This window comes from Microbacterium xylanilyticum (genome assembly GCF_054654695.1).
In genome coordinates, this window is sequence record NZ_BAAIEN010000002.1 from 3,095,689 (window position 1) to 3,119,577 (window position 23,889).

Below are 23,889 nucleotides of genomic sequence, written 5' to 3' on the forward strand. Positions count from 1 at the left end.
TCTGGAAGAGTGAAATGGACGTCGGGGGCCGAACCGTTCGCTCTCAGACACAAGGCGTAACCCCGGCCCGACGAGAAGCGTCCGTTCACTCACCCGCAGGTGTTCCCGATCGTCACAGGCGTCGCCCGGGACATCGGTGTAGTCCAGACGGTGAGGGGGCCACCGGGGCCCGGAGCCTGGAACTCGACGTTCACCGTATGCGAGTCCGCGAAGTGATCGAAGACCTCGATCTTGACGGCGGGGCGGCCAAGATCGGTACCTTGGCTCAGGATCGTCGCCGGATGCCCGTCGATCTCGATGCGGTTCAGCGTGCCGCCGGCGGGCCCGTAGAACGCCACGTAATTGCTGATATCCCCTGGGGCGAAGTTGCGCCACTTGATGTAATACGGCAGGTTGTCAGCGACCGCCTCGGTCAGGCTCGACGTCAGAGTGATCGTGCCTTTGACGACGTGGTCCGTCCTGCAGGCGTCGATCTTCATGTCCATGTAGTAACTCTTCTTCGAGCCGGTGTTGTCATTCAGGAAAACTCCGAACACGCTCTGCTCCTTGTCCGTGGCGGGCATGATGCCGCTCATCCGGGACGATTTGATCAGCTGCGTCTCCTTGGGGTCGTCGCTGGCGTAGAGCAAGCGCCCTTCGTTCGCCGCTCGCCCGAGTGCCTGAATCAGCTTCACGGGCGATGAGATCTTCCCGGATGTCACCGCTGTGAAGACTGCGTCGGCTGCAGCTGCAAAGAATGCGTCCTGTTGAGGAGGAGCCGGGTACTGGAAGTACACCTGGTTCAGCACGAGCGGCACCACGTTCTGGGCCGTCAGCTGCCCGCCCGTGGTCATTGTCACGGGGCCGGTCGCCTCGAGGATGTATGAGAGTGCCACAGGGTCGATCGAGATGACGCCGTCGATCCGAGTCCCGATCTGCTCTGACCACCACCCGCGCAAGATCGTGACGGCGTACGGAAAGTTCGGCACCATCGTTAAGTCTGGTGTGTACCGGCCGATCTTGTCCCCGAAAATGGCGACAGCCTGCGGATCGAGCGGAATCACCGGGACGGTGCGGCCCTGATTCTCGAAGTCTGCGCTGCCGACGACCTCCCCGCGTGTGATCTTTCCGTTGTCGACGGTGATCGGAAGAAACTGCGCCGCGTTACCTCCGAGGCTGCGGGCCTCGGAGTTGCCCTGGAAGGCCAGCAGGTAGTTGCGGGGTCCGTGCGCCCCTATCGCATCGGGCAGCACGCTCAGGATCTCGTGCAGCGTCGCCATGGTCGGCTTGAGCTTGGCGAGTTCCCCGTCAAGACGGGCGACGCCGTCGGCGATCGGGCCGACGAGCTGCGACTTGTCGACCTCGCTCAGGCCGTCCGTCGCGCTCTGCAGCCCCTGTTCGACACGTTCGAAGGTATTCGTGAGATCGGTGATCGACCCGGGATCCACTCGCCCGTCAACGATCTTCAGATCGCTGAGTTTCACTGTCGCCGCCGGCTTGACGACGTTCTGCGAAAGGCCATCCGTCACCTCGGCGAGCTTGCGCACGGCGACGAGATTGGCCCCGACGTACGGGAGCTTCTCCCCTAGCCCCCACAACCGGCCCTTGGTCGCGGCAACCGCGTCGGCGGTCTGCGCGGACACCTCCTCGGCTGCCTTGTCGGCCTTGACGAGATCGCCCGCGAGCACCGCCGTCCGCACGTGCTGCACGCCGACCATCGCGGCCTCAAGATGGCTACGGGCTGACATGGCGCTGTCGTATATCTGACTGCCGATGAAAGCGCTCGCGCCGAGAATGATCAGCAGCAGCGCGAGCGTCATCCAGAGCCACAGACGACGAGGCGGTCGCCGAGGCGCACCATTTGACGGCATCGGGTCCGTCTTCTGTACGCGCAGCTCGCGGCGCGTGGACGGCGTGGTCATCATCCTGCTATTGAATCAGCCAGAGGTGGGACGAATCTGACAAGACGGTTCCGGAGCGACCAGACGAAACCTGTCACTCGATCGTCATTCCTGAGCCATATACCAGCCGTAGACCTCCGCCAACGCATCTTCGAGTGACGGCTGTTTCACACACGGAAGCAGGGAGCGCAGAAGCTCAGGCGACGCTTGCGAATGGGGCACGTCTCCGACTCTGCGATCCGCAAACTCACGCGGGATCTCCGCCCCGTGAATCTCTTCGAGAACGTCGAGGACGTCGAGCAGTGTGTATCTCCGCCCAAAAGCAAGATTGACGGGCGTGTCGTGGCTGATCTGGCCGATGCTCGCCTGCATGAGCGCATCGACCACGGAGTGAACCGAGGTGAAGTCGCGAGACTGAGTCCCGTCCCCATGGATCGTGACGGGGCGTGACGTCTTGATCGCGTCGAGGAACTTGGGGACTACTGCAGCGTAGGGATGGTCCGCCCGTTGATAGGGGCCGAAGACATTGAAGAAGCGAAAAGCGAGTGTCCGGATTCCATAGCTCGATTGAAAGGCGTTGGCGTACGACTCAGTCGCAAGCTTGCTCACGGCATAAGGGCTCATCGGAAGGGTCGCCATCGACTCCACCTTCGGAATCCGGGGGTTGGCGCCATACACCGACGACGAGGACGCGACGATCACATGACCAACCTCATGATGCCGCGCGGCCTCGAGCACATTCAGCGTGCCTCGGATGTTCACGTCATTGGTGGTACCCGGATCGGCGATGGACCGAGGGACGGAACCGAGTGCGCCGAGGTGGATGATTCGGTCCACACCTTCAGTGGCGGCCTCGATCGCAGCCGGATCACGAAGATCCCCTCTGATGAACCGCGTCCCGTCGAGTTCTGCGCGTCGCACACCAGTGGAAAGATCGTCGAAGACGACGACGTCCGTCACCTGAGGATGATCGCAGAGGGCCTTCGCAAGATTCGTCCCGATGAATCCTGCGCCGCCGGTGATGAGTACTCGCACGTGGGTTCCCTATTCTCGAGTCTTTACAGCCGGATTGCAGTCGCGTGAGGCAAGCGATTCCTGGTGTCGAGCAGCTTCACCCCACCGGCATCGGCAGAAGTCGCGATCTCGTCGTAGTCGAACGCGTCATGATCGGTCACCAGGACGACGAGGTCGGCCTGCTGGAGTTCATCGAGCGTGCCATCGACGCGTTGAACGCCGGTCGGCCAGTTCGAGGCGTCCACATGGGGGTCTACTGCGCTGACCTCAGCGCCATAATTGGCCAGGAGCTCGAGCAGCCGAAGCGAGGGCGATTCCCGGCAATCACTGGAGTTCTTCTTGTACGCGATGCCGAGAACGATCACCCTGGCACCGTTGAGCGCCTTCTTGTCGTCGTTGAGGGCTTCCACGCAGCGCTGCACCACGTATGCAGGCATGTGCTCATTGACATCATTCGCGAGCTCGACGAACCGGAAGCTCTGGCCCAGGGTCTTGCGCACCTGCCAGGAGAGGTAGCTGGGATCCACCGGAAGGCGATGGCCTCCCACTCCGGGCCCAGGGGTGAACTTCATGAAGCCGAACGGCTTCGTCGCGGCGGCATCGATTGCTTCCCAGACATTCACGCCGAGCTGTTGCGCGAAGATCGCCAGCTCATTCACCAGCGCGATGTTCACGTGCCGGAACGTGTTCTCGAGCAGCTTCGTGAGTTCCGCCTCTTTGGGCGTGGACACCGGAACGGTTCGATCGACAAGCGAGTCGTAGAAGTCCTTCACCCGCGCGCTCGATTCCGGATCGATTCCGGAAACGACCTTCGGCGTATTGGTGAACTTCCATGTGGGGTTGCCCGGGTCGATCCGTTCTGGACTGTAGCCGACATGGAAATCAGCCCCTGCCCGCAACCCGGATCCCATTTCGAGGATCGGCGCCAGGAGTTCTTCGGTCGTGCCCGGATAGGTCGTCGATTCCAGGATGATGCACGACCCCGGAGTGACGAACGGCGCCAGCGATCGGGCGGCGCTTTCGATGAATGACAGATCCGGCAGCGTCTCTCTCAACGGGGTCGGCACCGTGATCACCGCGACGTCGAAATCCGTAGCCGCTTCGTACGCTGTGCTTGGAAGATAGCACCCTGTCTCGAGTGCATCGCGAACGGTGTCGCTCGTCACGTCCTCGACGAACGAATCGCCTCGCTGCAGGGCTGCCGTCCGCCGTTCGTCGAGGTCGATGCCGACGACCCGGTAGCCAACCTCGACCGCCCGCATGGCCAGCGGAAGGCCGACATATCCCTGGCCGATAACTACGAGCGATTGAGCGATGTCAGCCATGTAGAGTTCCGTTTCGCGTCTGAGGGCACGTAGGTCATAGTCTGACACAGCGGCGCTTGGCAGGATGACATCCTGCTCAGCGCAGCCGAGCGGTCCGCGCAGCCGAGCATATTCAGCTCGCCTCGGCGTCGGCGCCGATGAAGCGGGACAGCCGCGGCGAGAATGCGTCGACGGAATACGCACCGCGGGCGGCGTCGGCGATGTCCTCGCGCGACGGCCGCATCAGGAGCGCACGCCGCAAGGCACGGGATATCTCCGTCGCCGTCAGCTCCGAGACCAGGACTCCGTTCACGCCGTCCCGGATGTGCAGGGCGATGTCGCTGAACGCGTTGGCCAGCACGGGCGTCCCGAGCGAGAGCGACTCGGTGACCTTCGACGGGAATCCGAATCGCGCCCGCCGGCTCGACGGGTCACGGAACTGCACCAACCAGTCGGCCGAGGACACGAGTTCGATCGAACGGCGCCAGTCGAGCCATCCGTGTTCAACGACCTCGGTGACGCTCCGCAGTCGATCGATCACCGCTTCGCCGTGGGCGTCGATCCGCCCGGCCACCTGAACCGAAAGCTGTGCTCCCAGGTCCGGATCCGCCTCCAGCGCGGTGTGAAGGGCGACGATCGAACTCAGATCCTTTCCTCCGCGTACGAAACCGCTTCCGCTCACGAGGATCCGGGTTCGACCGACGGTCTGCACCGACTCCTTCGGCTCCGTGACGAGCTTGCCTGGATCGTGAAGCGGCGGCACGACGATCGAGCGCGCGCCCCGCGCCGAGAGATGCTCGGCCATCGAGGTGGAGACCGCGAATCCCGCTGCGGCACGACGCGGAATGCTCCGCATGAAAGCGGAATACCACCAGCTGTAGGGAGAGAGCCACCCTCCCGGGAGGTCGGCGGACGTCAGCCACTCGGTCAGATCGACGAACAACTTCTTTCCGTCAGAGGCCGTTCGTTTGGCGAGACGCGAGAAGGTCAGCGGGTCCGGGTTGTACGCGATCACCGCGTCCGAGTCTCGGTAGTGCGTCAGTTGGTGCCGCGTGGCTCCGCCGACGACGCGGCGGATCTGATTGACGCCCTTGGTGCGAGGCGGCCCCGCCTTGACGAGATCCACGGACCTCGGCAGCAGGTCGGACCAGTCCGAGTGCACTGGATCGCTCGCCGCATCGGTGGTGACGATCGCGACCTGATGCCCCGCGGCCACGAGTGCGGCGGCCACGGTCGCGTTCCGGAGCGCGCCGGCGTTCATCGTTCGGAACGAGCAAGGCGTGACGTAGACGATCTTCATCGCTCTTGTCGCAGACCCGCGAGATCGACCTGGGTGGCGAAGTCCTCCACGGTGCGGACGACGTCATCGAAGGTACCCGCCTTGACCAGCCGGCCCTCCGAGACGTAGCAGATCTGATCGTAATCCTTGATCGTCGCGAGCCTGTGGGCGACTGTGATCACGGTGACGCTGCCGGCGAGGGCGTTCAGTGCCGCCATCACCTGACTCTCGGTCGCCGTGTCCAGAGAGCTCGTCGCCTCGTCGAGCACGAGGACGAGGGGATCCGAATAGAGCGCACGCGCGATCCCGAGGCGCTGCTGCTGTCCTCCGGACAATGACGCTCCTCGTTCGCCCACATGGGCGTGCACCCCGTCGGGACGCGACAGCAGATCGCCCAGCTGCGCCTTCTCCAGCGCCCATTCGACTCTCGCGAGATCGATATCCTGCCCCCAGGTCAGTGCCACGTTCTGGGCAATCGAAGCATCGAACAGCGCGACCCGCTGCGGAACGTACCCGACGCGGCTGTGCCACGCTCCGAGGACGTCCGCGATGTCCGTCCGGTCGAGACGGACCGTTCCCTCGCTGGGTTCGCTCAGCCCGAGGATCACGTCGATCATCGTCGACTTCCCCGACCCGGACGGCCCGACGATCGCACAGCGCGAACCCACCGGGATCTCCAGACTGATCCCTTTGAGAACGTCTTCCGATGCGCCGGAGTAGCGGTAGCGCACCTGCTCCAGCACCAGCGAACGCGGCCGCTCGGGGAAGGTCGAGCGGTCGAGCTCTCGCACCTCCGATTGGGACATCCAGTGCCCCGCGTCATCGATCCCCGAGACGAGGTCCTGTGCGAACGCCTCGTTCATCTGAGCCTGATTCAGGCTGCTCTGGATGCCGATGATGGACGGGATGAGGCGGAATGCCGACGCGCCGAACATCGCTATCGCCATGATCGCCGCCTGGTCGCCGCCAATGAGGTACGCCCCTCCCCCTACGAAGACGATTCCTCCCACGAGTGCCGCCTCGAGCGCATACTTCGGGAGCGTCCCGAAGAACGCCATGGTGCCGCGCGCCTTCGTGACGATACGCCGCTGCCGCGCAACCTCGCCCCCTGCCTCGTCGAGCGTCTGCCGTAGGGTGAGTTCGCGCAGGGTGTCGACGATCTCGGACATGATGACTGCGACACGGAAGGAGAGATGGCGATTCTGCTGACCTGCCGCACGGAGGTGTCGCGCGACGAACCGGGAGAGCAGATAGAACACACCCGCGAAATACACGACGGCGATGACCGCTGTGGCGGGCTGCGCCACGACGATGACCGCCAGAACGCCGAACGCGGTGATCGCATGGCCGGTGATCTGCATCAGGGGAATGACGAACCCCGTCGTCGTCAGTGCAACCGAGCTGTCCACGATGCGCGTGATCTCCGCCGTACTGACCTGTGCCCGCTTGTCCCACGGCGCATGTGCGTACGCGGCGAAGACACGCCCTCCGAGTTCGAACTCATAGTCGGCGAAGCGTCGGGTGGCGTGATGGTGAAGGAGCGCGCCGAGCACGCTCTTTACCAGGAACAGCCCGCATACCGCAGCGAGCACGGGAATGCGGGCGGTCTCGAGGACCCCGCCCAGCGCGGAACCGCCGATTCCCGTCTGCGAGACCAGGGCTGCAAGAACGATCGCCATCGCGCTCAATGCCGCGACGTCGAGGACGGCGAGAAGCCCCGCCAAGATCGAGTGCGTCACGAAGAACCTTCGCGCGCCCGGCGGAAAGACGGTAAGCACCTGCCGCAGCGTGCGCCATAAGCGAATCATCGAATGTCCAATCTGCTGTGCGCGGTTTCCTGGGCACCGAATGCACGGAGGAAGTCGGTGAGCCGCTCCGGCGCGGCGAGCCGGGCGACCTCTTTCGCCATGACCAGGTTCTCCGCGGACAGCGCCCGGTACCACACGTCGTCGGACATCAAGCGCTCCAGCACGGCGAGGAAAGCCCGGCGGTCGTCCACCGCGACGACCGCACCGGGCGCCACGAGCTCCCTCGACGCTCCCGCATCGGTCGTGATCACCGGCAGCCCCCGGGCCATCGCCTCGACAGTCGCACGGGGGAGGCCTTCCGACCGAGAGCCGGAGACGTACACGTCCGACGCGTCGAGCAGACTCGCGAGCTCCTCGCGATCGTGGATCTGACCCGTGAAGCGGATCGCCTCGCCGACGCCTGCCGCTCGTTCTCGGAGCGCCGGCAGCGTTCTGCCCGATCCGACGATCGTCAGGGAGACGTCCATGCCACGTCGCCGCCCCTCGATCACGACATCGATCAGGAAGTCCATGCCCTTCGCCCGGTGTTCCAGGGTCCCTACCGTGACGAGTCGCCACTGCGAGGTCGGGGGCGCCGTCCTCCCCGTCTTCTGGAGCCAGCTGTCGCCGAGGATGACGTTGCTCCGTGCCAGCACCGCGGCGCCGGGGGGCGGAGGACAGACCTCCTGCAGGTACCGCTGCGAGACGTACACGACGCCGCGGGACGATCGGATGATCCTGCTCGCCAGCACCCAGAGGACACGGCCGGAGAGGAGGGAGAGCGGACGGGGAAGCGTCCGGCCCATGTCTCGCGGGTCGGCGACGAGCAGTGACACGATCGTCGCGCCGATCGACTTCGCACGCACAGCGGCCGCGATCGACATCAGTTCGGGGAGTCGGAGGATGAAGATGTCCCCCGCCTTGCCGACCGAGCGAAGCTTGCGGCGCACCCGCAGCTGTCCGAGCGGCACGTGCGTCAGACCGGCGTAGTAGGGCAGACGCACGACCCGTACACCCTCGCCTTCGACGGGCAGGCCCTCGTCCGAACGCGCGTCCTCGACTCGGGCGAGGATCTTGACGTCACCGAAAGCGCGCACGTACGGTGCCCATGCCCCGTGAGCCGCCGCGCTGTGCTTCGCGCGCACGACGCCGTCCGAGCCCACGTGCATGCGGACCTCGCTCGCAATGTAGACGGTCATCCGCCTGACCGTCCCTCAGACCGCCGGTCCGCGAAGAGGAGCGAGCGTTCAGCCGAGCCGGTCGCTTCGGCGGCGTACCGGATCGCATCCTCGAAGTTCCGGCGCATGACCGACGCATGGTACTTCGGGGGGATCGGGGCGTCGCTGCGTCGCGCCTCTCCGGACAGGAACCGGACTGCTTCGACGCCTTCCTCGTCCGCATCGGTATGGATGAAATGGGCATCGGGAGCGTTCGCGCGGAGCTCCTCGATCGATCCCTGGCCGAGTGGACCGATCGCCAAGATCGGGCGCCGCGCGGCGATCAGCTGAGAGACCTTCGTCGAGACCGAGTACCGGGTGTATTCGACGATCTCGGGACGCAATGACTCGACGAAGAGCACGGCGTCCGCATCCACAAGAGCGCGCGGCAGCTCTGCCAGTGGGAGTTCGTCGGCCATTCTGACGTTCGCGGACCGGGGGGTCCAGGCATTGTGTGTTCCTGTGTGGACCACGACCTCCCAGCCGCCGTCCCGCACCCACTCCGCGACTCGGTCGATCTGCTCCGCGCGCCCGATGTATCCCCCGCCGATGTAGAGCAGACGCTTCTTCCCGTCCGAGTGCTCCGGTTCGATCCGATAGTCCTGGGGCTCGACCCCGTATGCGGTGACAAAGCAGGGACGACCGTAGCGAGCGGAGTACTCGTCCGCCATGGCGTCGCCGATGACGAGCAACGCGGGGCTGCGTTCGATCAGCTTCTCCAGATGGCCCAGCATCGCCGTACGGGCGCGGCCGCGCAGTTCGCCATTCGTGAAGATCGTCGTGATCCAGTCGTCCGTGAACTGTGGCAGGATCGGGACGCTCAGTCTCTCGGAGAGCTCGAGCGCGAGCCGCACGGAGAAGGCGTTGTACACGACGGCGTGGAGCACATCGGGCGCGGCCGCCTTCAATTCCCTCAACTTCCGGCGGCGTATCCGGACCCGCCGCAGATCCACGACCGCGTCCAGATCGAGGCTGATCCGCTTGCGCGTCGACAGCTTCGCGGTTCGGATCGCATTGTGACTGACCTTCTGCGAGCCGTCCCCCGAGCGCCGCAGCATCCTCGAGAGTCTCGCCGAGAGGACCCTCACGATCCGCCACGAATACGCGACCGGAGAGACCCACCTGCTCATAGGCACGATCTCGCCGAACTCTCCACCTGGCAACTCCGGCCTGGCATACTGCGCGACGCGATCCACCGGGTACGAGCCGTACAGGCACGCCAGAGTCTGGCCGGTCGCGGTCTCGTTGCCGATCCTCATCCCGCCGCCCATGAAAAGGACCTTCGGACAGGTCAGGTCCGCGTCAGATCCGGGTGAATTTCCCATCACCGGTTTCCTTTCGACTGGGGAGAAACTGGAGCACGCCATGCCATGCTTCGGTGCGGCCTGAAGAGCCCCCGTAGGACGTAGACCATCAGCAGGGTGATGAGCCCAGTCGCGGTGTACCTCGTCAGGAAGATCTGATTGTTCGCGGGCAGATACGCCACCACGTAAGCGAGAAGCGAGAAGATCGCGAGCGCGAGCGGATCGCGTCGTCTTCTCGCGCCCATCCAGAAGTGCGCGACCATCCAGCCGAGCACAACCATCGCTGCGATCGTGCCGAGGAACGTGAGATCGGAGGCGACCCAGGCGTATGCCGTTGACCACGTTATCGTCGCGGACCAGCCGTTGATGGCTTCGTTGCGCACGGGATAGGAGAGGAGCGTCGGGTCCGGGACGCCGGAGAACTTGCCCAGGATCTGCGCGAAGACCGGCATGCTGGCACCCCCGGAGAAAACGAACGGAATGTTCAGTTCCTGGGAGAGGCCCGTATATCCGTTCGTCGGATAGAGCCAGATCGTCATCAGACCAGCTGCGAAGCTGTTGCCGAACAGGTCGCTGATCACGGGGATCGTCGGCGTCTGACCGACGTTGACGGCGCGCCCGCCGAGCAGGTTGGACATGACCCCGACGAAGATGATCCCGCCCGCGATGAGCCAGTACTTCAAGCCGCGACGCCGTCGCTTCATCGACCCCACCGCGCCTGGCTGCGCGAGAGAAGATGTCATGCGCCCCGCAGGAGCGGTCGAGCCGGCATCGTCCCGCCGCGTCGGGCGCAGCCCATAACAACCGACGAACGATGCGGCGGCGATGATCGCCAGATCGCCGATGCCCTTCACCGTGCCGATGTAGACGAAGGAGGCCACGTACGGGATGAGGGAGACGATGATCAGCGTGCGCATGCCTTGCCCCAGCCCACGCCAGTAGTAGATGGCGAAGGGCACGAGAAGGGTGAAGAACACGCCGCTCCACGAGGTGAGCTGGAGCGGCAGCGAGTCCGTGCCGCTGGTCTGCAGTTGCTCGAAGATGTCGAACTTGGCGCGATACCGATCACCGGGGTGCAGGGCGGCGTCGATGATGTCGGAGATTCCCGTGGCGCCGAACTGCTGCAGGGAGGCCACGCCGAAGAGGACGAACCAGATCGCTCCGAAGACGATGACGGTACGCGCTCCGCCCGAGGCCTGCGGATCGACATCGACGACCGCAGGATAACGACGAGAACGCCAGATCCCGAGTAGGTACCCGAGCACGAACGCCGCGATGGTGGCCGCGATGAACCCTGTCAGCAGTCCGACGTTCTGCGCGCTGTCCCGGTAGGGGGTGAGGAGGAACAGCAGGTAGGTTCCGCCAAGCCATCCAACCGTGAGCTTCAGCGGCAGGTATCGACGCTCATCCCCCGCCGCCGGCGAGATCCCGACGGGTTCTGCGGGCCGACGGTCGCGTTCACCGAGCGTTCGCGTGCTCATCGCTGGTCGAGGAACAAGCCGGCCCTGCGTCGGTGCGAATGGGACGAACCGATGATGAAGGACACCGCCCTCTGCGCGGTGTCCTCGATCATGTACTCCGCCGCGATGCTCCTGGGCGGCTCGCCGAGCGCCATCGCGACGCCACTCAGCACCGGCGCCTTCTCGACTCCCGTGGTGATGATCGCGCCCGCGTCGAGCGACTCCGGCCTCTCGATGAAATCGCGCATCGTCACCGCGGGGAAGCCGAGGATGCTGGCCTCCTCACTGATCGTTCCGCTGTCCGACAGCACCAGCTTGGCCTCCTGTTGAAGCTTGATGTAGTCGTGGAAGCCGAACGGCGGGTGGAACACAGTGCCGTCCTTCGCGCTCTCGTCGAGGGACTCGAGTCGGTTCCGAGTGCGCGGATGCGTCGACACGAGCACCGGCAGCCCGTATTCGTCCCGGAGCGCCTGGAGCGACTCGAGCGCGGCGCGGAGCCGATCGAGGCTGTCCACGTTCTCCTCGCGATGCAGGCTCACCAGGAAGTACTCGCCGCGGCGAAGCCCCTGACGTTCCAGGACGTCGCTGGCCGCGATCTGCTCGGCGTTCTGGTTCAGCACCTCGCGCATCGGCGATCCCGTGAGCAAGATGCGCGACGGGTGAATGCCTTCGGCCAACAGGTTCCGCCGCGCATGCTCGGTGTACACGAGGTTGTAGTCCGAGACGTGGTCCACCAGGCGACGGTTCGTCTCCTCAGGCACGTTCTCGTCGAACGAGCGGTTGCCGGCCTCCATATGAAAGACCGGGATGCGCATGCGCTTCGCGATCACCGCGGAGATGCAGCTGTTGGTGTCGCCGAGCACGAGGAACGCGTCGGGACGCTCAGCGGCGAGCACCTGCTCGGTCTTCGCGAGGATCGAGCCGAGCGCGGCCCCCAATGAGGACGTGTCTGCTTCGAGGAAGTGATCGGGGCGACGCAGACTCAGATCTTCGAAGAAGACCTCGTTGAGTTCGTAATCGTAGTTCTGGCCGGTGTGCACGAGGACATGATCGGTGTGACGATCGAGGAGCTTGATCGTCGCCGAGAGCCGGATGATCTCCGGTCTCGTTCCCACGACGGTCACGACTTTGAGCTTCTTCATGTCACACTGCCTCTGCGATGGTGTCGGGACGTTCGGGATCGAACAGATCGTCGGTCCAGAACGAGGTGTAGAGCGTCTCGTCGCCGGTGTTCGTGATCTTGTGCGACCACCCCGTCGGCATGTCGACGGCGGCGGGCTCCTCGCCGTTCACGACGAATTCGTGCACGCGATCCGTGGAGAGCTTACGCAACGAGATCGTCGCCGATCCCGCGAGCACCGTGAACCGTTCGATCTTGCGCCGGTGGAAGTGGTCGCCGCGACTGATGCCCGGCACCGTGGTCGAGAAGGACGACTGGCTGGCGCCGCCGTGCGAGCGGAGGACCTCGAAGAACGACCCCCGCGCATCGGCGTGCCGGGTGAGCCCGATCGGAGTCAGCTTCTCGATCGTGTAGGAACGGTACGTGTTGAAGAGGTCCCGCTGGAACGGGTCGGCGACATCGGGGATCTCGCCCCGAGAGTACGTCTGGGCGATCACCTCGAGGCGCTGCAGCAGCCCGGACACAGTCTCTTGAACCTCCGAAGAGGCGGGCGGGTTGCCGAGCAGCAGGTCGGCCGCGTTCTGCGCGTGCAGGAGCGTCAGTTCCTTGTCGTTCTCCACCGTGGGTTGGGAGCCTTCCGCGAGGAGGTGGCAGAACGTCGCCGTCGCGGCGTTGTAGAACGGGCGCCCGTGCTCGCCGAACAGATTCGGGAGCACGATGTCGACGAACTCCGCGCCGACCGCCGATGCAGCCTCGGCAACGATCTCCGCTGCCTGCCGCTTCGCCTCGCCATAGACCGAGCCGTTTGTTGCCTGCGTCGAGTTCGCGAACACGACCACCGGCGGCGGGACCTCTACCTCGCGCAGCGCCTGCGCGAACTGCCCTGCGAACAGGACGTTGCCGTCGTGGACCTCCTGGTCATCCGCACGGTTGACGCCCGCGATGTGGATCGCGCGGCTCGCACCGTCGAGCGCGCTCGTCGCCGCGGCGAGATTGAAGCCGGCGCCGACGGCAATCCCCTCACCGGTGGCGCCCTGTTCGCGTAGCGCGAGCCCTGTGTGCCAGCCGAGGAATCCGCGCGCGCCGGTCAGCGCGACGCGCGTCATCGGACGCGGTCCTCTGCCTCGATCCCGGCCGCCGCGAGCTCCGCACGCACCTCGGGCAGTGTGAGCAGCAGGTCCTCGACCTCTTCGACGCTCATCCGCTCCACGGTGTGCGAGTCGTAATCGGCGAACTCGGTCTGGGTTACGTCGCCCTGTTCGAAGTAGGCGCTGTAGTTCAGGTCGCGTTTGTCGGCGACGACGCGGAAGTAGTCGCCCATGTCCTGCGCCCGGGCCAGCTCCTCGCGCGTGGCGAGGGCCTCCGAGACCTTCTCCGCATGACGGGTGCCGATCACCTCGATCGCGGAGCGGGAGCGGAAGAGGTTGATCACCGCCTGGGCCAGATCGCGGATCGTGCACGACTGGGCCTTGCGGATGAACAGGTCGCCCTGATTGGCGTTCCGGAACGCGAACTCCACAAGCTCCACCGAGTTCGCCAGCGACATCATGAACCGGGTCATGTCCGGGTTCGTGACAGTGAGATCCTTGCCCGCCTTGAGCTGGCGGATGAAGAGCGGGATCACCGATCCGCGCGAGTACATCACATTGCCGTACCGCACCAGCGACACCTTGGTCGCGGCATGCGGGTTGTTCAGCCCGTGCGACTGCGCGACCTTCTCCATCATCGCCTTGGACATGCCCATGGCGTTCACCGGGTAGACGGCCTTGTCGGTGCTGAGACAGACCAGCGACGTCACGCCGTTCGACTCGCACGCTTGGACCACGTTCTCGCTGCCGATCACGTTCGTGCGTACGGCTTCCATCGGGAAGAACTCGCACGAGGGGACCTGCTTGAGCGCCGCGGCATGGAAGACGTAGTCGACTTCGCGCGTCGCTCGCTCGACGCTGCTGTAGTCGCGGACATCGCCAACGTAGAACCGGAGGCGCGGATCGCTCAGCTCGTGGCGCATCAGGTCCTGCTTCGCCTCGTCCCGGCTGAGGATCCGGATCTCTGCGACGTCACGCTCCAGCAGCTTGCGCGCCACGGTGTGCCCGAAGGACCCCGTCCCCCCGGTCACCAGTATCCGCTTGCCCGTGTAAGCGTCGTTCACCCTCGGCCTCCATTGCTCTTCATCACATTTGTTAGGGAATCGACGATCCTCACCGTCGTAGACCCGACAGACAGGTGGGAGTCGTAGTAGCGACGTCCTCGTTCACCGTAGCCTGCCCACGCGGAGGGGCCGGCATCGGCCATCTGCGCGATCGCAGCCGCGAGGCCCTCGGCATCGCCCGGGCCGACGACCAGACCCGCCCCGGCATCGTTGATCAAGCGGGCGCCGTCTCCGGCGAGATGCCCGATGATCGGGACCGCGGAGGCGAGCAGGGATGCGATCTTGCTGGGAGTCGTGTACGCCAGGAACGGCGCGTCTGAGAGACTCACAAGCTGTATCTGCGCGCGCGCGAGGAGTTCCGGGATGGTGTCCTGCCGCACGCGGCCGAGGAACCTGACGTTCGTCAGACGCTCCTCCTGAGCGCGCCGTTCCAGACGCCGTCGGCTGATCCCGTCGCCCACGATCGTCACTCGGATGTCCGTGCGGTCGCGAAGAAGCGCTGCCGCGTCGAGAAGCGTGTCCATGCCTTGAACGTCACCGACGGCGCCTGCATACATGACCTCTACCGCGTCCGCGTGCGTCGGGATCGTCTTCTCGGCGCGCACGACATCGACCGGTCGGAAGAGTTCCTCATTCGTCGGGTTGGGCGCGTACACGATCTTGCGAGGATCAACCTCAGGGTGCCGTTCGAGAATGATGTCGCACACGCTCCGCGAGCTGACCCCGATGACCGCGGCGTGCCTTTCGGTGACCCGGACCACCTTCGCCATCACCGCTTCCGCGATCGCGCCCGCCTTCCCTCGGGGCAGCATTCCGCTGTCGATCAGTGAGTCCGGCCAGAGATCCTGAACATGGAGGAAGAACGGCTTGCGCCCCCACCGGGTGTGCCAGAGCAGTGGAAGACCCACAGTCGGAGGCGAGTTGTACACCCACACCGCATCGACGTCCTTCAGTGCTGCCCCGGACAGCGCCGTTGCAGACGCGGCGAAGGAGACGTAGTTCGCGACGCGCCCCAGCGCCGACGATCCGTGATTCGGATAGAGCGCAACGCGCGTGATGCCCATGCCGGGAACGTGCTCACGCGTACGCGGGCGCATGCGGTAGCCGTCATAGAGCACCCCGTCGGGATAGTTGGGGAACCCGGTGAGCACGCGGACCTCGTGTCCGCGTTCGATCAGCTCCCGGGCGTAGACCCCGGGCAGGGACGCCGGCCCCGGTTCGGGGTCGAACCATTGACTGAGAATGCCGAGTCTCACGCTTCCGCCGCCCCGGATCCCGCTTCGCTGTACACGCAGCCCGCGAGGATGTGCTCCAGCCGTTCCCGTTCGACGGCGGGGAACTCATGGGAGAAGGACGACGTCTGCCGCTGCCCCATCCACATCAGCTCCAGGCGGCGCCCCGCGCCGGCGATCTCGGGGACGACGACACCGACGGCGCGCACGATCATCACGAGCATCCGGCAGAAGACGACAGGGAGGTGGTGCGGCGCCCGACCGCCAGCGATGCGGAGCACGTCGGCGGCGGAGAGCCCCTCCCACGGCTGTAGCATGACGGACCCGAGGGACCGCTCGCTCTGCGCGACGCCGGTGACGAAGTCGATGAGACCGTCGATGCTGCTCACCACGGTCGACTGGCGCCCCGCACCCGCCACGCTCGCCAGCGGGGAGCGCGCGATCCTCCGCAGCGACTCGGTCGTGCCCCGGCCCGGACCCTGCACGGATGTCGCCCGGATCACGATCAGATCCGGGGCGGAATCCCCTCGGCACGAGACAAGGAAGGCCCGCTCCCCCAAGGCCTTGGAACGCGAATACGGCGAGAACGGCGATGCCTCGAGCGATTCATCGAGGATCGCGCGGCGGCCTTGGACCGCCGCGGAGCTGAGATGGATCACCCGACGAACGCCCGCGACTTCCGCGGCTCGGGCGATCAGCACCGGGAGGAGCGCGTTGGCCCCGTAGAGGTCTTCGCTGGGGATCGCGTCCGGTGTCGCCAGTCCTGCGGCGTTGATCACGACGTCGACCCGACCGATCATTGCGGCCAGATCCGCGTCGAAGATCGGATCAGCGGATCCCGAAGCGATCTCATACGGGTCGTGGCTTTGCGGAGACAACCGAACGCGCGGTGCTCGGACTGCGACGACGTCGAGATCTTGGGCGCGCAGATGCGCGATCAATGCCGACCCGACGAACCCGGTCGCCCCGACGACCGCGAAGCGCAGCGGGCGGAAGCCCTCACGCGGCGCAATTCCGCGAGGCTGCTCGATCGGGCCGATCCGGCGCACAGGACGTGCGGGGAGGCGATTCCCGCGGAATCGCGGCAAGAGGAGATAAAGCGCGCAGACGAAGCCGACGAGGCCAAGTGCACCCCAGAACCAGGGTCCGCCGCGCATCGCGGCAATGCCGAGGCCGGCGTTGAGAGCAGAGAGCCCCGCGACGAGGATCGAGACTTGCACATGCGAGAGGCCCGTGTCGGTCAGACGCTGGTACGCGTGGGTTCGGTGGGCGCTCAGCACCGCTTCGCCGCGGCTCGCGCGCCGGACGAGCGCCGACACAGTGTCGACGAGGCAGATCGAGAGAGGTGCGAGCACGGTGAGCAGCGGCACACCGGCGAACGCCGCGGCGATCGCCGTGACCGCCACGAAACCGCCGAGCAGGTAGCTGCCCACATCGCCGAGAAACATTCCCGGCGGAAGCAGGTTCCAAGGGAGGAATGCGGCGAAGACGACGGCCATCAGCAGCCCCGCGGCAACCAGCCAGGAGTGATCCTGGATCACGCCGATCACAGCGAAGGCTCCACCGGCGACCCCGCCGCAGAGGCCGGAGATACCGTTGATGCCATCCATGAAGTTGGCGAAGTTGACATACGCGGCGAAGAACACGACGCCACCGATGATGACCCACCCGGGTGCGCCGACGAAGGCGCCGAGCCCAATCGTGGCGAAGGCTCCGACGAGAAGCTGTGACCCTGCGCGCACCGTCACGTCGAGACCGCGCAGATCCTCGACGGCCCCGACGACACCCATGACGGCGGCACTCAGTACCACCGCGACGAACGGCACCGTCTCCCTGCTGTCGATGAGCCCTGCGGCGACCACTCCTCCCCCCACGAGAATGCCGACGAGCGGACCGACTCCCCCGCCGCGAAGCGTCGGACGCGCGTGAGACGAGCGCTCATTGGGAACGTCCACGACGCCGAGGTGGGTCAGGATCGGCCGAAGGAATGCGGGGACGACCGCGGCGACGAGGAGGCCGAGAACGAGCCCGGTCAGGACGAGCCAGTTCATCGCGTCGTGCGGGCATCGGCGTCAAGGCCGATCCGTTGAATCTTTGCGGTGTCGTTGTCGCGTGGGATCGCCACCATCCGCTCTATCCAGCCCGCATGGTCGAGACGTTCCGGCTCGATCGCGTTCGCGCGGGTGTGCGAGATCTGCGGATGGAACGGCCGCTCCAGGTCCTCCCGCGACCCCACGAGATCCTCGTGCAGCTTCTCTCCAGGGCGCAGCCCGGTGAATACGATCTCGATGTTCCCACCCGACATGGCGATCATGCGCTTCGCGACCTCGAGGATCGAGACGGGCTCGCCCATGTCGAGGATGAGCACCTCGCCGGCTCGACCGATCCCGCCGGCCTGGATCACGAGCTGGCAGGCCTCCGGGATGGTCATGAAGTACCGGGTGGCCTCGGGGTGCGTGACGGTGATCGGCCCGCCGGCGGCGATGAGCGCCTGGAAGGTCGGCAGCATGGAACCACGGCTGCCGATGACGTTCCCGAACCGGACCGACAGATACCGCATGCCCGACCGGTCGCCGGCCCAGGCTGTCAGCTTCTCGGCGACGCGCTTGGAGTGCCCGAGGACGCTCGTGGGGTTCGCGGCCTTGTCCGTCGAGACGTTCACGAAGGTCGTCACGCCGACCCGGAGCGCCGCGTTCAGCACGTTCAGCGACCCGATCACGTTCGTCTTCCACGCCTCGTCCGGGTACTGCTCCAGCATCGGCAGGTGCTTCAGGGCCGCTGCGTGGAACACCACCTCAGGCCGGCGGTCCTCGAAGACCGCGTTCAGCAGATCGGCATCGCGGATGTCCGCGAGGACCACATCGCGGGTATCGAGCAGCCCGTGCCCGACCGTGCCGAGCTGCGCCAGCTGCAGACCGGTCTCGTCGCGGTCCAGCATGATGAGCTCGCGCGGACCGAATTTCGCCAGCTGCCTGCACAGCTCGGAGCCGATCGATCCGCCGGCGCCGGTGACCAGCACGCGCTTGCCGGTGATGTAGCCGGCGATGAGCTCGACGTTCGTGTCCACCGGGTGGCGGCCGATGAGATCCTCGATCTGGATGTCGCGGACGTCCACCCGGTCCGACTCGCCGAGCATCGAGTCCATGAGCGACCGGGTCACCACAACCCGTAGCCCGGCCCGCTCACCGCGGTCGGTGAGTTCGCGCAGCACGACGCTGTCGGCGCCGCCGATGGCGATGACGATGAGTTTCGCTCCCGTCCTATCGGCGACCCTCGCGATGTCGGTGGTGCGCCCCAGCACCGGAACACCCCTCAGATGCAGCCGCGATTTCGCCGGATCGTCGTCGAGCAGGGCGACGGGGCGGATCGGCGATGCGGGGTCGGTGAGGACGGTATAGAGGAAGCGGTCTCCCATGTAACCGGCCCCGATGATGATCGCTGGTTCCGTGCCGCTGCCCGGCTTGCGCGCCTTGTCGAGGGCGAGCCGCCCGACGTAGCGCAGCGCGAACATGAGGATCAGGGCGATCGGCGCGGACAGGAGCACCGTGCCCCGCGGCACCTTCAGGAGCGGACCGAGGGGAATGATGACGAGAGACAGCAGGAGAGTGATCCCGGAGACGACTGCGGCGAGCGCCCGCACCTCGTCGAACGAGCCGAACGGGAAGCGCCCGCGGTACATGGCCCACATGTGGCCGATCGTCACCTGCAGGACCGCGGCGCCGAGGCCCAGAAGGAACGTGGAGAGCCAGCCGAACGGCGGCATGTGGTACTCGACGCGGAGCGCCACCGCCAGGATCACGGCGATCATCCACGCTGTACCGTCGGCGATCGCGATGAGCTGCCGACGGCCGCGCTTCGGCCCCGGGATCACGCCGCTGAAGGCGACGCTCTCATCGAGAGCAGAGGATGTCATGGCTTCCCGTTTCTGCCGAAGAGCCCCGGTCCATGAGGTTCCGAGTCTATGAATTGTCTCACGATCCCCGGGGCCCTTCCAATCGGCGCCGCGAGACGGATCCACTCAAAACTTCCTGCGAGGCGCTTCCGCTCGCGGCTCCGGATGGGTATGGTGGAATTTCGGTAGGGCATGTGGGATGCCCAGACCAGCCTGTGGGAAGGCCGGTTGCCGCTGGGGAAGCACGACGGATCATGTTCGTTGTGCCCGTGTGTGCTGGGGAGCAAACATGGCGTATGGGGACGCTGACTGCGTGCGGGTTGCCGCGATAGGACGATGACGGCCGTCAACCCGGCCGGGTCATCGCGCGCAGTCGAATCGGAATCGGTGGCGGCATTCGGGATGCCGCGCATCGAGGGGCTGCTGCCGCGGATCGGGATCACGCCGCACGTTGCCCCGGCAATCGAGCGGCGCAATCAGTGGCAGCGCCATTACCGGCGGCTGCTGGTGCTGGCCGATCTCGCGGTGGTGCTGTTCGCCGCGGGGGCGGCGGCCTGGATCCAGATCGCGTCGATAGCGCAGGTCGACGTGATCTACCTGCAGGACTCGCCGTGGCAGTACTTCCGCGTGTTCGTGCTCACCTGCGCGATCTGGCTGGTCTTGCTCGCCCTGTGCCAGACGCGCGACATCAAGGTGATCGGCCACGGCACCACGGAGTACCGCCGGGTGATCCAGGCGACCGCGCTGGCGTTCGGGGTGCTCGCGATCGGCTTCATCCTGCTGCAGTCGCAGGGCATCCGCACGCAGCTGCTGATCGATGTGCCGGTCGGGATCCCGGCGCTGCTGATCGGACGCTGGCTGGCCCGGCGCTGGCTCGTGCGACAGCGTCAGACCGGCGAGTATGTGTCGCGGGCCCTCGTGGTGGGCGGCCTGGACGAGGTCGAGTACGTCGTGAACGCCGTGCGCGGAAGCGGGCTGGCGGGGTATCAGGTCGTCGGGGTGACCCTGGTCGGCGATCAGGCCCACGGCATCATGGACGGCGGCAGGCTGATCCGCGCCTACGGCACGGTCGACACGGTGGCGCAGGTGGCTCAGCGGCTCGGCGCCGATGCCGTCATCGTGGCGAGCACGCTGCGCAGCGACCCCGACTACGTCAAGCGGCTCGCCTGGCAGCTCGAGGGCACCGCCGCCGAGCTGGTGCTGTCCAGCCCGCTCGCGGACGTCGCGGGGCCGCGCATGTCGCTCAAGGCCATCGAAGGGCTGCCGCTGATCCAGGTGGAGATCCCGACGTTCGAGGGCGGCCGGTACGCCCTCAAGCGCACCATGGACGTCGCGATCGCGTTCACCGCGCTGATCGGGGTCGCCCTGGTCTTCCCGTTCATCGCGTTGGCGATCAAGATCGACAGTGCGGGCCCGATCTTCTTCCGCCAGGAGCGGGTCGGCCGCGACGGGCAGATGTTCCGGATGGTGAAGTTCCGCTCGATGGGCGTCGACGCGGAAGCGCGCAAGGCGGAACTGCAGTCGCAGAACGAAGGCTCTGGACCGCTGTTCAAGCTCAAGGCCGACCCCCGGGTCACCCGGGTGGGTGCATTCCTGAGCAAGTACTCGCTGGACGAGCTCCCGCAGTTCTGGAACGTGCTGATCGGCGACATGAGCGCGGTCGGACCGCGTCCGCCGCTGCCCTCCGAGGTGGTCACCTACGACGGCACCGTCCGTCGCCGCCTGTACATCAAGCCCGGCATCACCGGACTGTGGCAGATCAGCGGTCGCAGCGACCTGTCCTGGGAGGACAGCGTGCGGCTCGACTTGCGCTACGTGGAGAACTGGTCTGTGACCAACGACCTGCTCATCATCTGGCGGACCGCCCGGGTCATGATCGCGCCGGAAGGGGCCTACTGACCCGGACGAAACCAGACTCCAGACCGGATCCGCGACCGCGGTCGAAATCCCCTCGACCGCACTCCTCCCCAATCACGGTGCGGCGCCGCGGCCGCGGATCCCTGGGCCCCCGGGTGCCGACGACGGCACCCGGGCAGATGCCTTTCTCGGAGCGGAGCTCCGCCGCGCACCCCACCGGTTTCGGAGAGCGGCGTCGCAGCGTCAATGCGCCCCGCCCGCGCTCAGCGCATCGAGGACGCCCGCCATCGCCGCCACGCGGTCGCTCCAGTCCGGCACTCCCTCGACGGGCCGCGCCGGCTGTGACGCCCGAACCGCGTCCGCCACGGCGTCCGGGAACTCCGCGGACGTGGAGATCGAGACGCCGCGCGCATCCCGGAAGCCCGCCACGGCGGTGCTCACGATCGCACGCCCCACGGCCTGGTATTCGTACAGCTTCAGCGGATCCAGGCTCTCCGTGAACGGATCCACGATGTGCGGGACGATCAGCGCGTCGGCGTGCTGCAGATATCCCGGCACCCGCCCCGACTCCCGTGCGCCGGTGATCCGCACACCTGCTTCCCTGAGTGCCTCGCGGCTCGACGCGGCCAGCGCGTCCGGTCCCACCAGCACGACGGATCCGCCGGCCGAGGCCAGCGCGCGGGCGGTGCGGGCGGTCAGTTCCACGTCCAGCCGGTCCTCGTGCAGTGTTCCGACATACACGGCCGACCGCTCCGGCAGATCCACGGGGCGTTCGGCGGGGGTGCGGTAGCGCGCCACGTCGACGGCGTTGGGGATGAGGTGCACCGGCCGACGCGCGCCGCGTGATGCCGCCAGCGCCGGGGAGCACACCACGACTGCACCGCATCGCGACAGCAGCACGTCCTCGTCGTGCCGCAGCCGGCGCAGTTCGCGGCCGGGCCGCTCAGCGGCCAGCCAGTCGTCCGTGATGTCGTAGAGGGACGGCAGCCCCGTGCGCCGCACGAGGCCGGCGCCGTGCGAGTCGTTGACCCAGAGGATCGGGTGCCGCAGGCCGATCCGTCGCATCGCCGCGGTAACCTCGCGGCGCAGCAGGGCGTCCGCCATCGCACCGGCGAGGCGCGGCAGCAGCTTGGTCGGCTGCAGGAGCTGGAGCCTTCCGTCGTACCCGCCCGCGGCGCGCAGTCCCGCCCCCCGCCCGAGGCGGCGGCCGTGCAGGAGGTCGTGCAGCCGGTCGCGAGGGGGCTCGACGAAGAGCACCCTGGTCTGCGGATCCCGGCGGAGCATCCCGTCGACCAGGTATTGGTTTCGGCGCCACACGTCGTCCCACGGCTCGAGGGAGAGGACGACGAGCTCGTGCCCCGTCATGCGCCCAGCACCTCTCGGTACACGGCCAAGGTACCCGCCACCTGACGCTCGATCGTGAAGCCCTCGCGCTGTGCCCGGCGCACCGCCGCGCCGGCCTCGAGCCGCCGCAGCGGATCGTCGACGAGGCTGTCGATGATCCGCGCTGCGGCAGCCGCGTCCTGCGGCGGGAAGATCAGGTCGGGCGCCGCGGCGCCGATGGTCTCGAGATGTCCGCCGCTCGCCGCCGCAACGACGGGGGTCCCTGCCGCCATCGCTTCCAGGACGAGGATCCCGAGCCCCTCCCGGGGAGTCGGGGCGAGGACCAGCCCGGCGCGTGCCACGAGCTCATCGACGTCCTCACGGAACCCGAGGAACTCCACCTCGCCGTCCAGGCCGAGCGCCCGCGTCTGCGCCTCCAGCAGCGCACGCTGGGATCCCGCACCCGCGATCTGCAGCCGCCAGCCCCGCCGTCTGGCCGTCGACGCACCCCAGGCGTGCAGGGCGGTCGCCGTGTCCTTCTCGGGTTCGAGCCGCTGCGCGACCAGCACGATGCGTTCCCGGCGGGCGTCGTCGACTGGATCCCGGGACTCGACGCCGCTGTGCACGACGACGCTGTCGTCCTCCACCGCCGCCCCCACGAACCGGGAGATGGCGATCTGCGCGGAGAAGGCGCGCGCCAGCGGCCGGAGCACCCCGCGTGCGAGCGCACTGCTGCCCCGGGTGGCCGCGAAGTGCCGCGTGCTCACCAGACGCGTGCGATGCCCGGTCAGCCGGTGCACGCATCCGACCACGTCGGCCTGCGACATGTGCGTGTTGACGATGTCCGCGTGCCCGAGCGAGCGCAGCGACGCCCACGCCTGCCACGGCGAATCCCCGGGCAGCCAGGTTCCGAAGCCATCCGCGGCGCCTCTCATCTCGGATCCGGCTCCGCCGACGATCACCACGTCGATCCCCTGCACGGCGAGACCGCGTCCGAGGTTCAGCAGATAGCGTTCGACCCCGCCGTACCCGTCCGAGCACACGACCTGGACGACGCGCATGCATCCG

17 protein-coding genes are annotated in these 23,889 nt (G+C 66.6%); 1 reads left to right on the forward strand and 16 read right to left on the reverse strand.

Annotated elements, in window-relative coordinates; translation table 11 throughout:
- Positions 1–89: 89 nt before the first annotated feature.
- The 14 genes from ACYQ1L_RS15510 to ACYQ1L_RS15575 form a co-directional block, all read right to left on the reverse strand.
- Complete coding sequence (locus ACYQ1L_RS15510; protein WP_460004950.1) at positions 90–1,904, reverse strand: DUF4012 domain-containing protein; 1,815 nt, start codon at positions 1,902–1,904, stop codon at positions 90–92.
- An 81-nt stretch (positions 1,905–1,985) separates the two neighbouring features.
- Entirely contained in the window at positions 1,986–2,915 is a 930-nt protein-coding gene (locus tag ACYQ1L_RS15515; protein WP_460004951.1) for an NAD-dependent epimerase/dehydratase family protein, read from the reverse strand.
- 23 nt (positions 2,916–2,938) lie between these two features.
- Entirely contained in the window at positions 2,939–4,219 is a 1,281-nt protein-coding gene (locus ACYQ1L_RS15520; RefSeq protein WP_460004952.1) for a nucleotide sugar dehydrogenase, read from the reverse strand.
- Between the two features lie 112 nt (positions 4,220–4,331).
- Entirely contained in the window at positions 4,332–5,498 is a 1,167-nt protein-coding gene (locus ACYQ1L_RS15525) for a glycosyltransferase (RefSeq protein ID WP_460004953.1), read from the reverse strand.
- Positions 5,495–7,216, reverse strand: coding sequence for an ABC transporter ATP-binding protein (locus ACYQ1L_RS15530; protein ID WP_460004954.1), 1,722 nt, complete (start codon positions 7,214–7,216; stop codon positions 5,495–5,497). Before ACYQ1L_RS15530 ends, ACYQ1L_RS15525 begins: the two co-directional genes overlap by 4 nt.
- Before the next feature lie 65 nt (positions 7,217–7,281).
- On the reverse strand, positions 7,282–8,463 hold the full coding sequence (locus tag ACYQ1L_RS15535) for a glycosyltransferase (RefSeq protein WP_460004955.1): 1,182 nt from the start codon (positions 8,461–8,463) through the stop codon (positions 7,282–7,284).
- Complete coding sequence (locus ACYQ1L_RS15540; protein ID WP_460004956.1) at positions 8,460–9,752, reverse strand: glycosyltransferase family protein; 1,293 nt, start codon at positions 9,750–9,752, stop codon at positions 8,460–8,462. Before ACYQ1L_RS15540 ends, ACYQ1L_RS15535 begins: the two co-directional genes overlap by 4 nt.
- 53 nt (positions 9,753–9,805) lie before the next feature.
- Positions 9,806–10,921 (reverse strand): hypothetical protein, encoded by a 1,116-nt coding sequence (locus ACYQ1L_RS15545; RefSeq protein WP_460004957.1) that lies wholly within the window; start codon positions 10,919–10,921, stop codon positions 9,806–9,808.
- A 341-nt stretch (positions 10,922–11,262) separates the two neighbouring features.
- Positions 11,263–12,387: a non-hydrolyzing UDP-N-acetylglucosamine 2-epimerase gene (gene wecB / locus ACYQ1L_RS15550; protein ID WP_460004958.1), complete on the reverse strand. Its 1,125-nt coding sequence runs from the start codon at positions 12,385–12,387 to the stop codon at positions 11,263–11,265.
- A 1-nt stretch (position 12,388) separates the two neighbouring features.
- Positions 12,389–13,471: a polysaccharide biosynthesis C-terminal domain-containing protein gene (locus ACYQ1L_RS15555; protein WP_460004959.1), complete on the reverse strand. Its 1,083-nt coding sequence runs from the start codon at positions 13,469–13,471 to the stop codon at positions 12,389–12,391.
- A complete protein-coding gene (locus ACYQ1L_RS15560; protein WP_460004960.1) occupies positions 13,468–14,517 on the reverse strand; it encodes a polysaccharide biosynthesis protein in 1,050 nt (349 codons plus the stop codon). Before ACYQ1L_RS15560 ends, ACYQ1L_RS15555 begins: the two co-directional genes overlap by 4 nt.
- Positions 14,514–15,773, reverse strand: a complete 1,260-nt coding sequence (locus tag ACYQ1L_RS15565; RefSeq protein ID WP_460004961.1) for a glycosyltransferase family 4 protein — start codon at positions 15,771–15,773, stop codon at positions 14,514–14,516. Before ACYQ1L_RS15565 ends, ACYQ1L_RS15560 begins: the two co-directional genes overlap by 4 nt.
- Entirely contained in the window at positions 15,770–17,800 is a 2,031-nt protein-coding gene (locus ACYQ1L_RS15570; protein WP_460004962.1) for an NAD-dependent epimerase/dehydratase family protein, read from the reverse strand. Before ACYQ1L_RS15570 ends, ACYQ1L_RS15565 begins: the two co-directional genes overlap by 4 nt.
- Positions 17,797–19,662, reverse strand: coding sequence for a polysaccharide biosynthesis protein (locus ACYQ1L_RS15575; protein WP_460004963.1), 1,866 nt, complete (start codon positions 19,660–19,662; stop codon positions 17,797–17,799). The genes ACYQ1L_RS15570 and ACYQ1L_RS15575 overlap by 4 nt, the downstream gene beginning before the upstream one ends.
- A gap of 366 nt (positions 19,663–20,028) precedes the next feature.
- Between ACYQ1L_RS15575 and ACYQ1L_RS15580 the strand changes: the two genes are divergently transcribed.
- The gene (locus tag ACYQ1L_RS15580) at positions 20,029–21,540 is read left to right on the forward strand and encodes a sugar transferase (protein WP_460004964.1); all 1,512 of its coding nucleotides are present in this window, start codon (positions 20,029–20,031) and stop codon (positions 21,538–21,540) included.
- Between the two features lie 201 nt (positions 21,541–21,741).
- Here ACYQ1L_RS15580 and ACYQ1L_RS15585 read toward each other — a convergent pair whose 3' ends face one another.
- Positions 21,742–22,863 carry a glycosyltransferase gene (locus tag ACYQ1L_RS15585; RefSeq protein WP_460004965.1) on the reverse strand — a complete coding sequence of 374 codons (1,122 nt, stop codon included), beginning with the start codon at positions 22,861–22,863 and terminating at the stop codon, positions 21,742–21,744.
- Entirely contained in the window at positions 22,860–23,882 is a 1,023-nt protein-coding gene (locus ACYQ1L_RS15590; protein ID WP_460004966.1) for a glycosyltransferase family 4 protein, read from the reverse strand. Before ACYQ1L_RS15590 ends, ACYQ1L_RS15585 begins: the two co-directional genes overlap by 4 nt.
- Positions 23,883–23,889 lie beyond the last annotated feature (7 nt).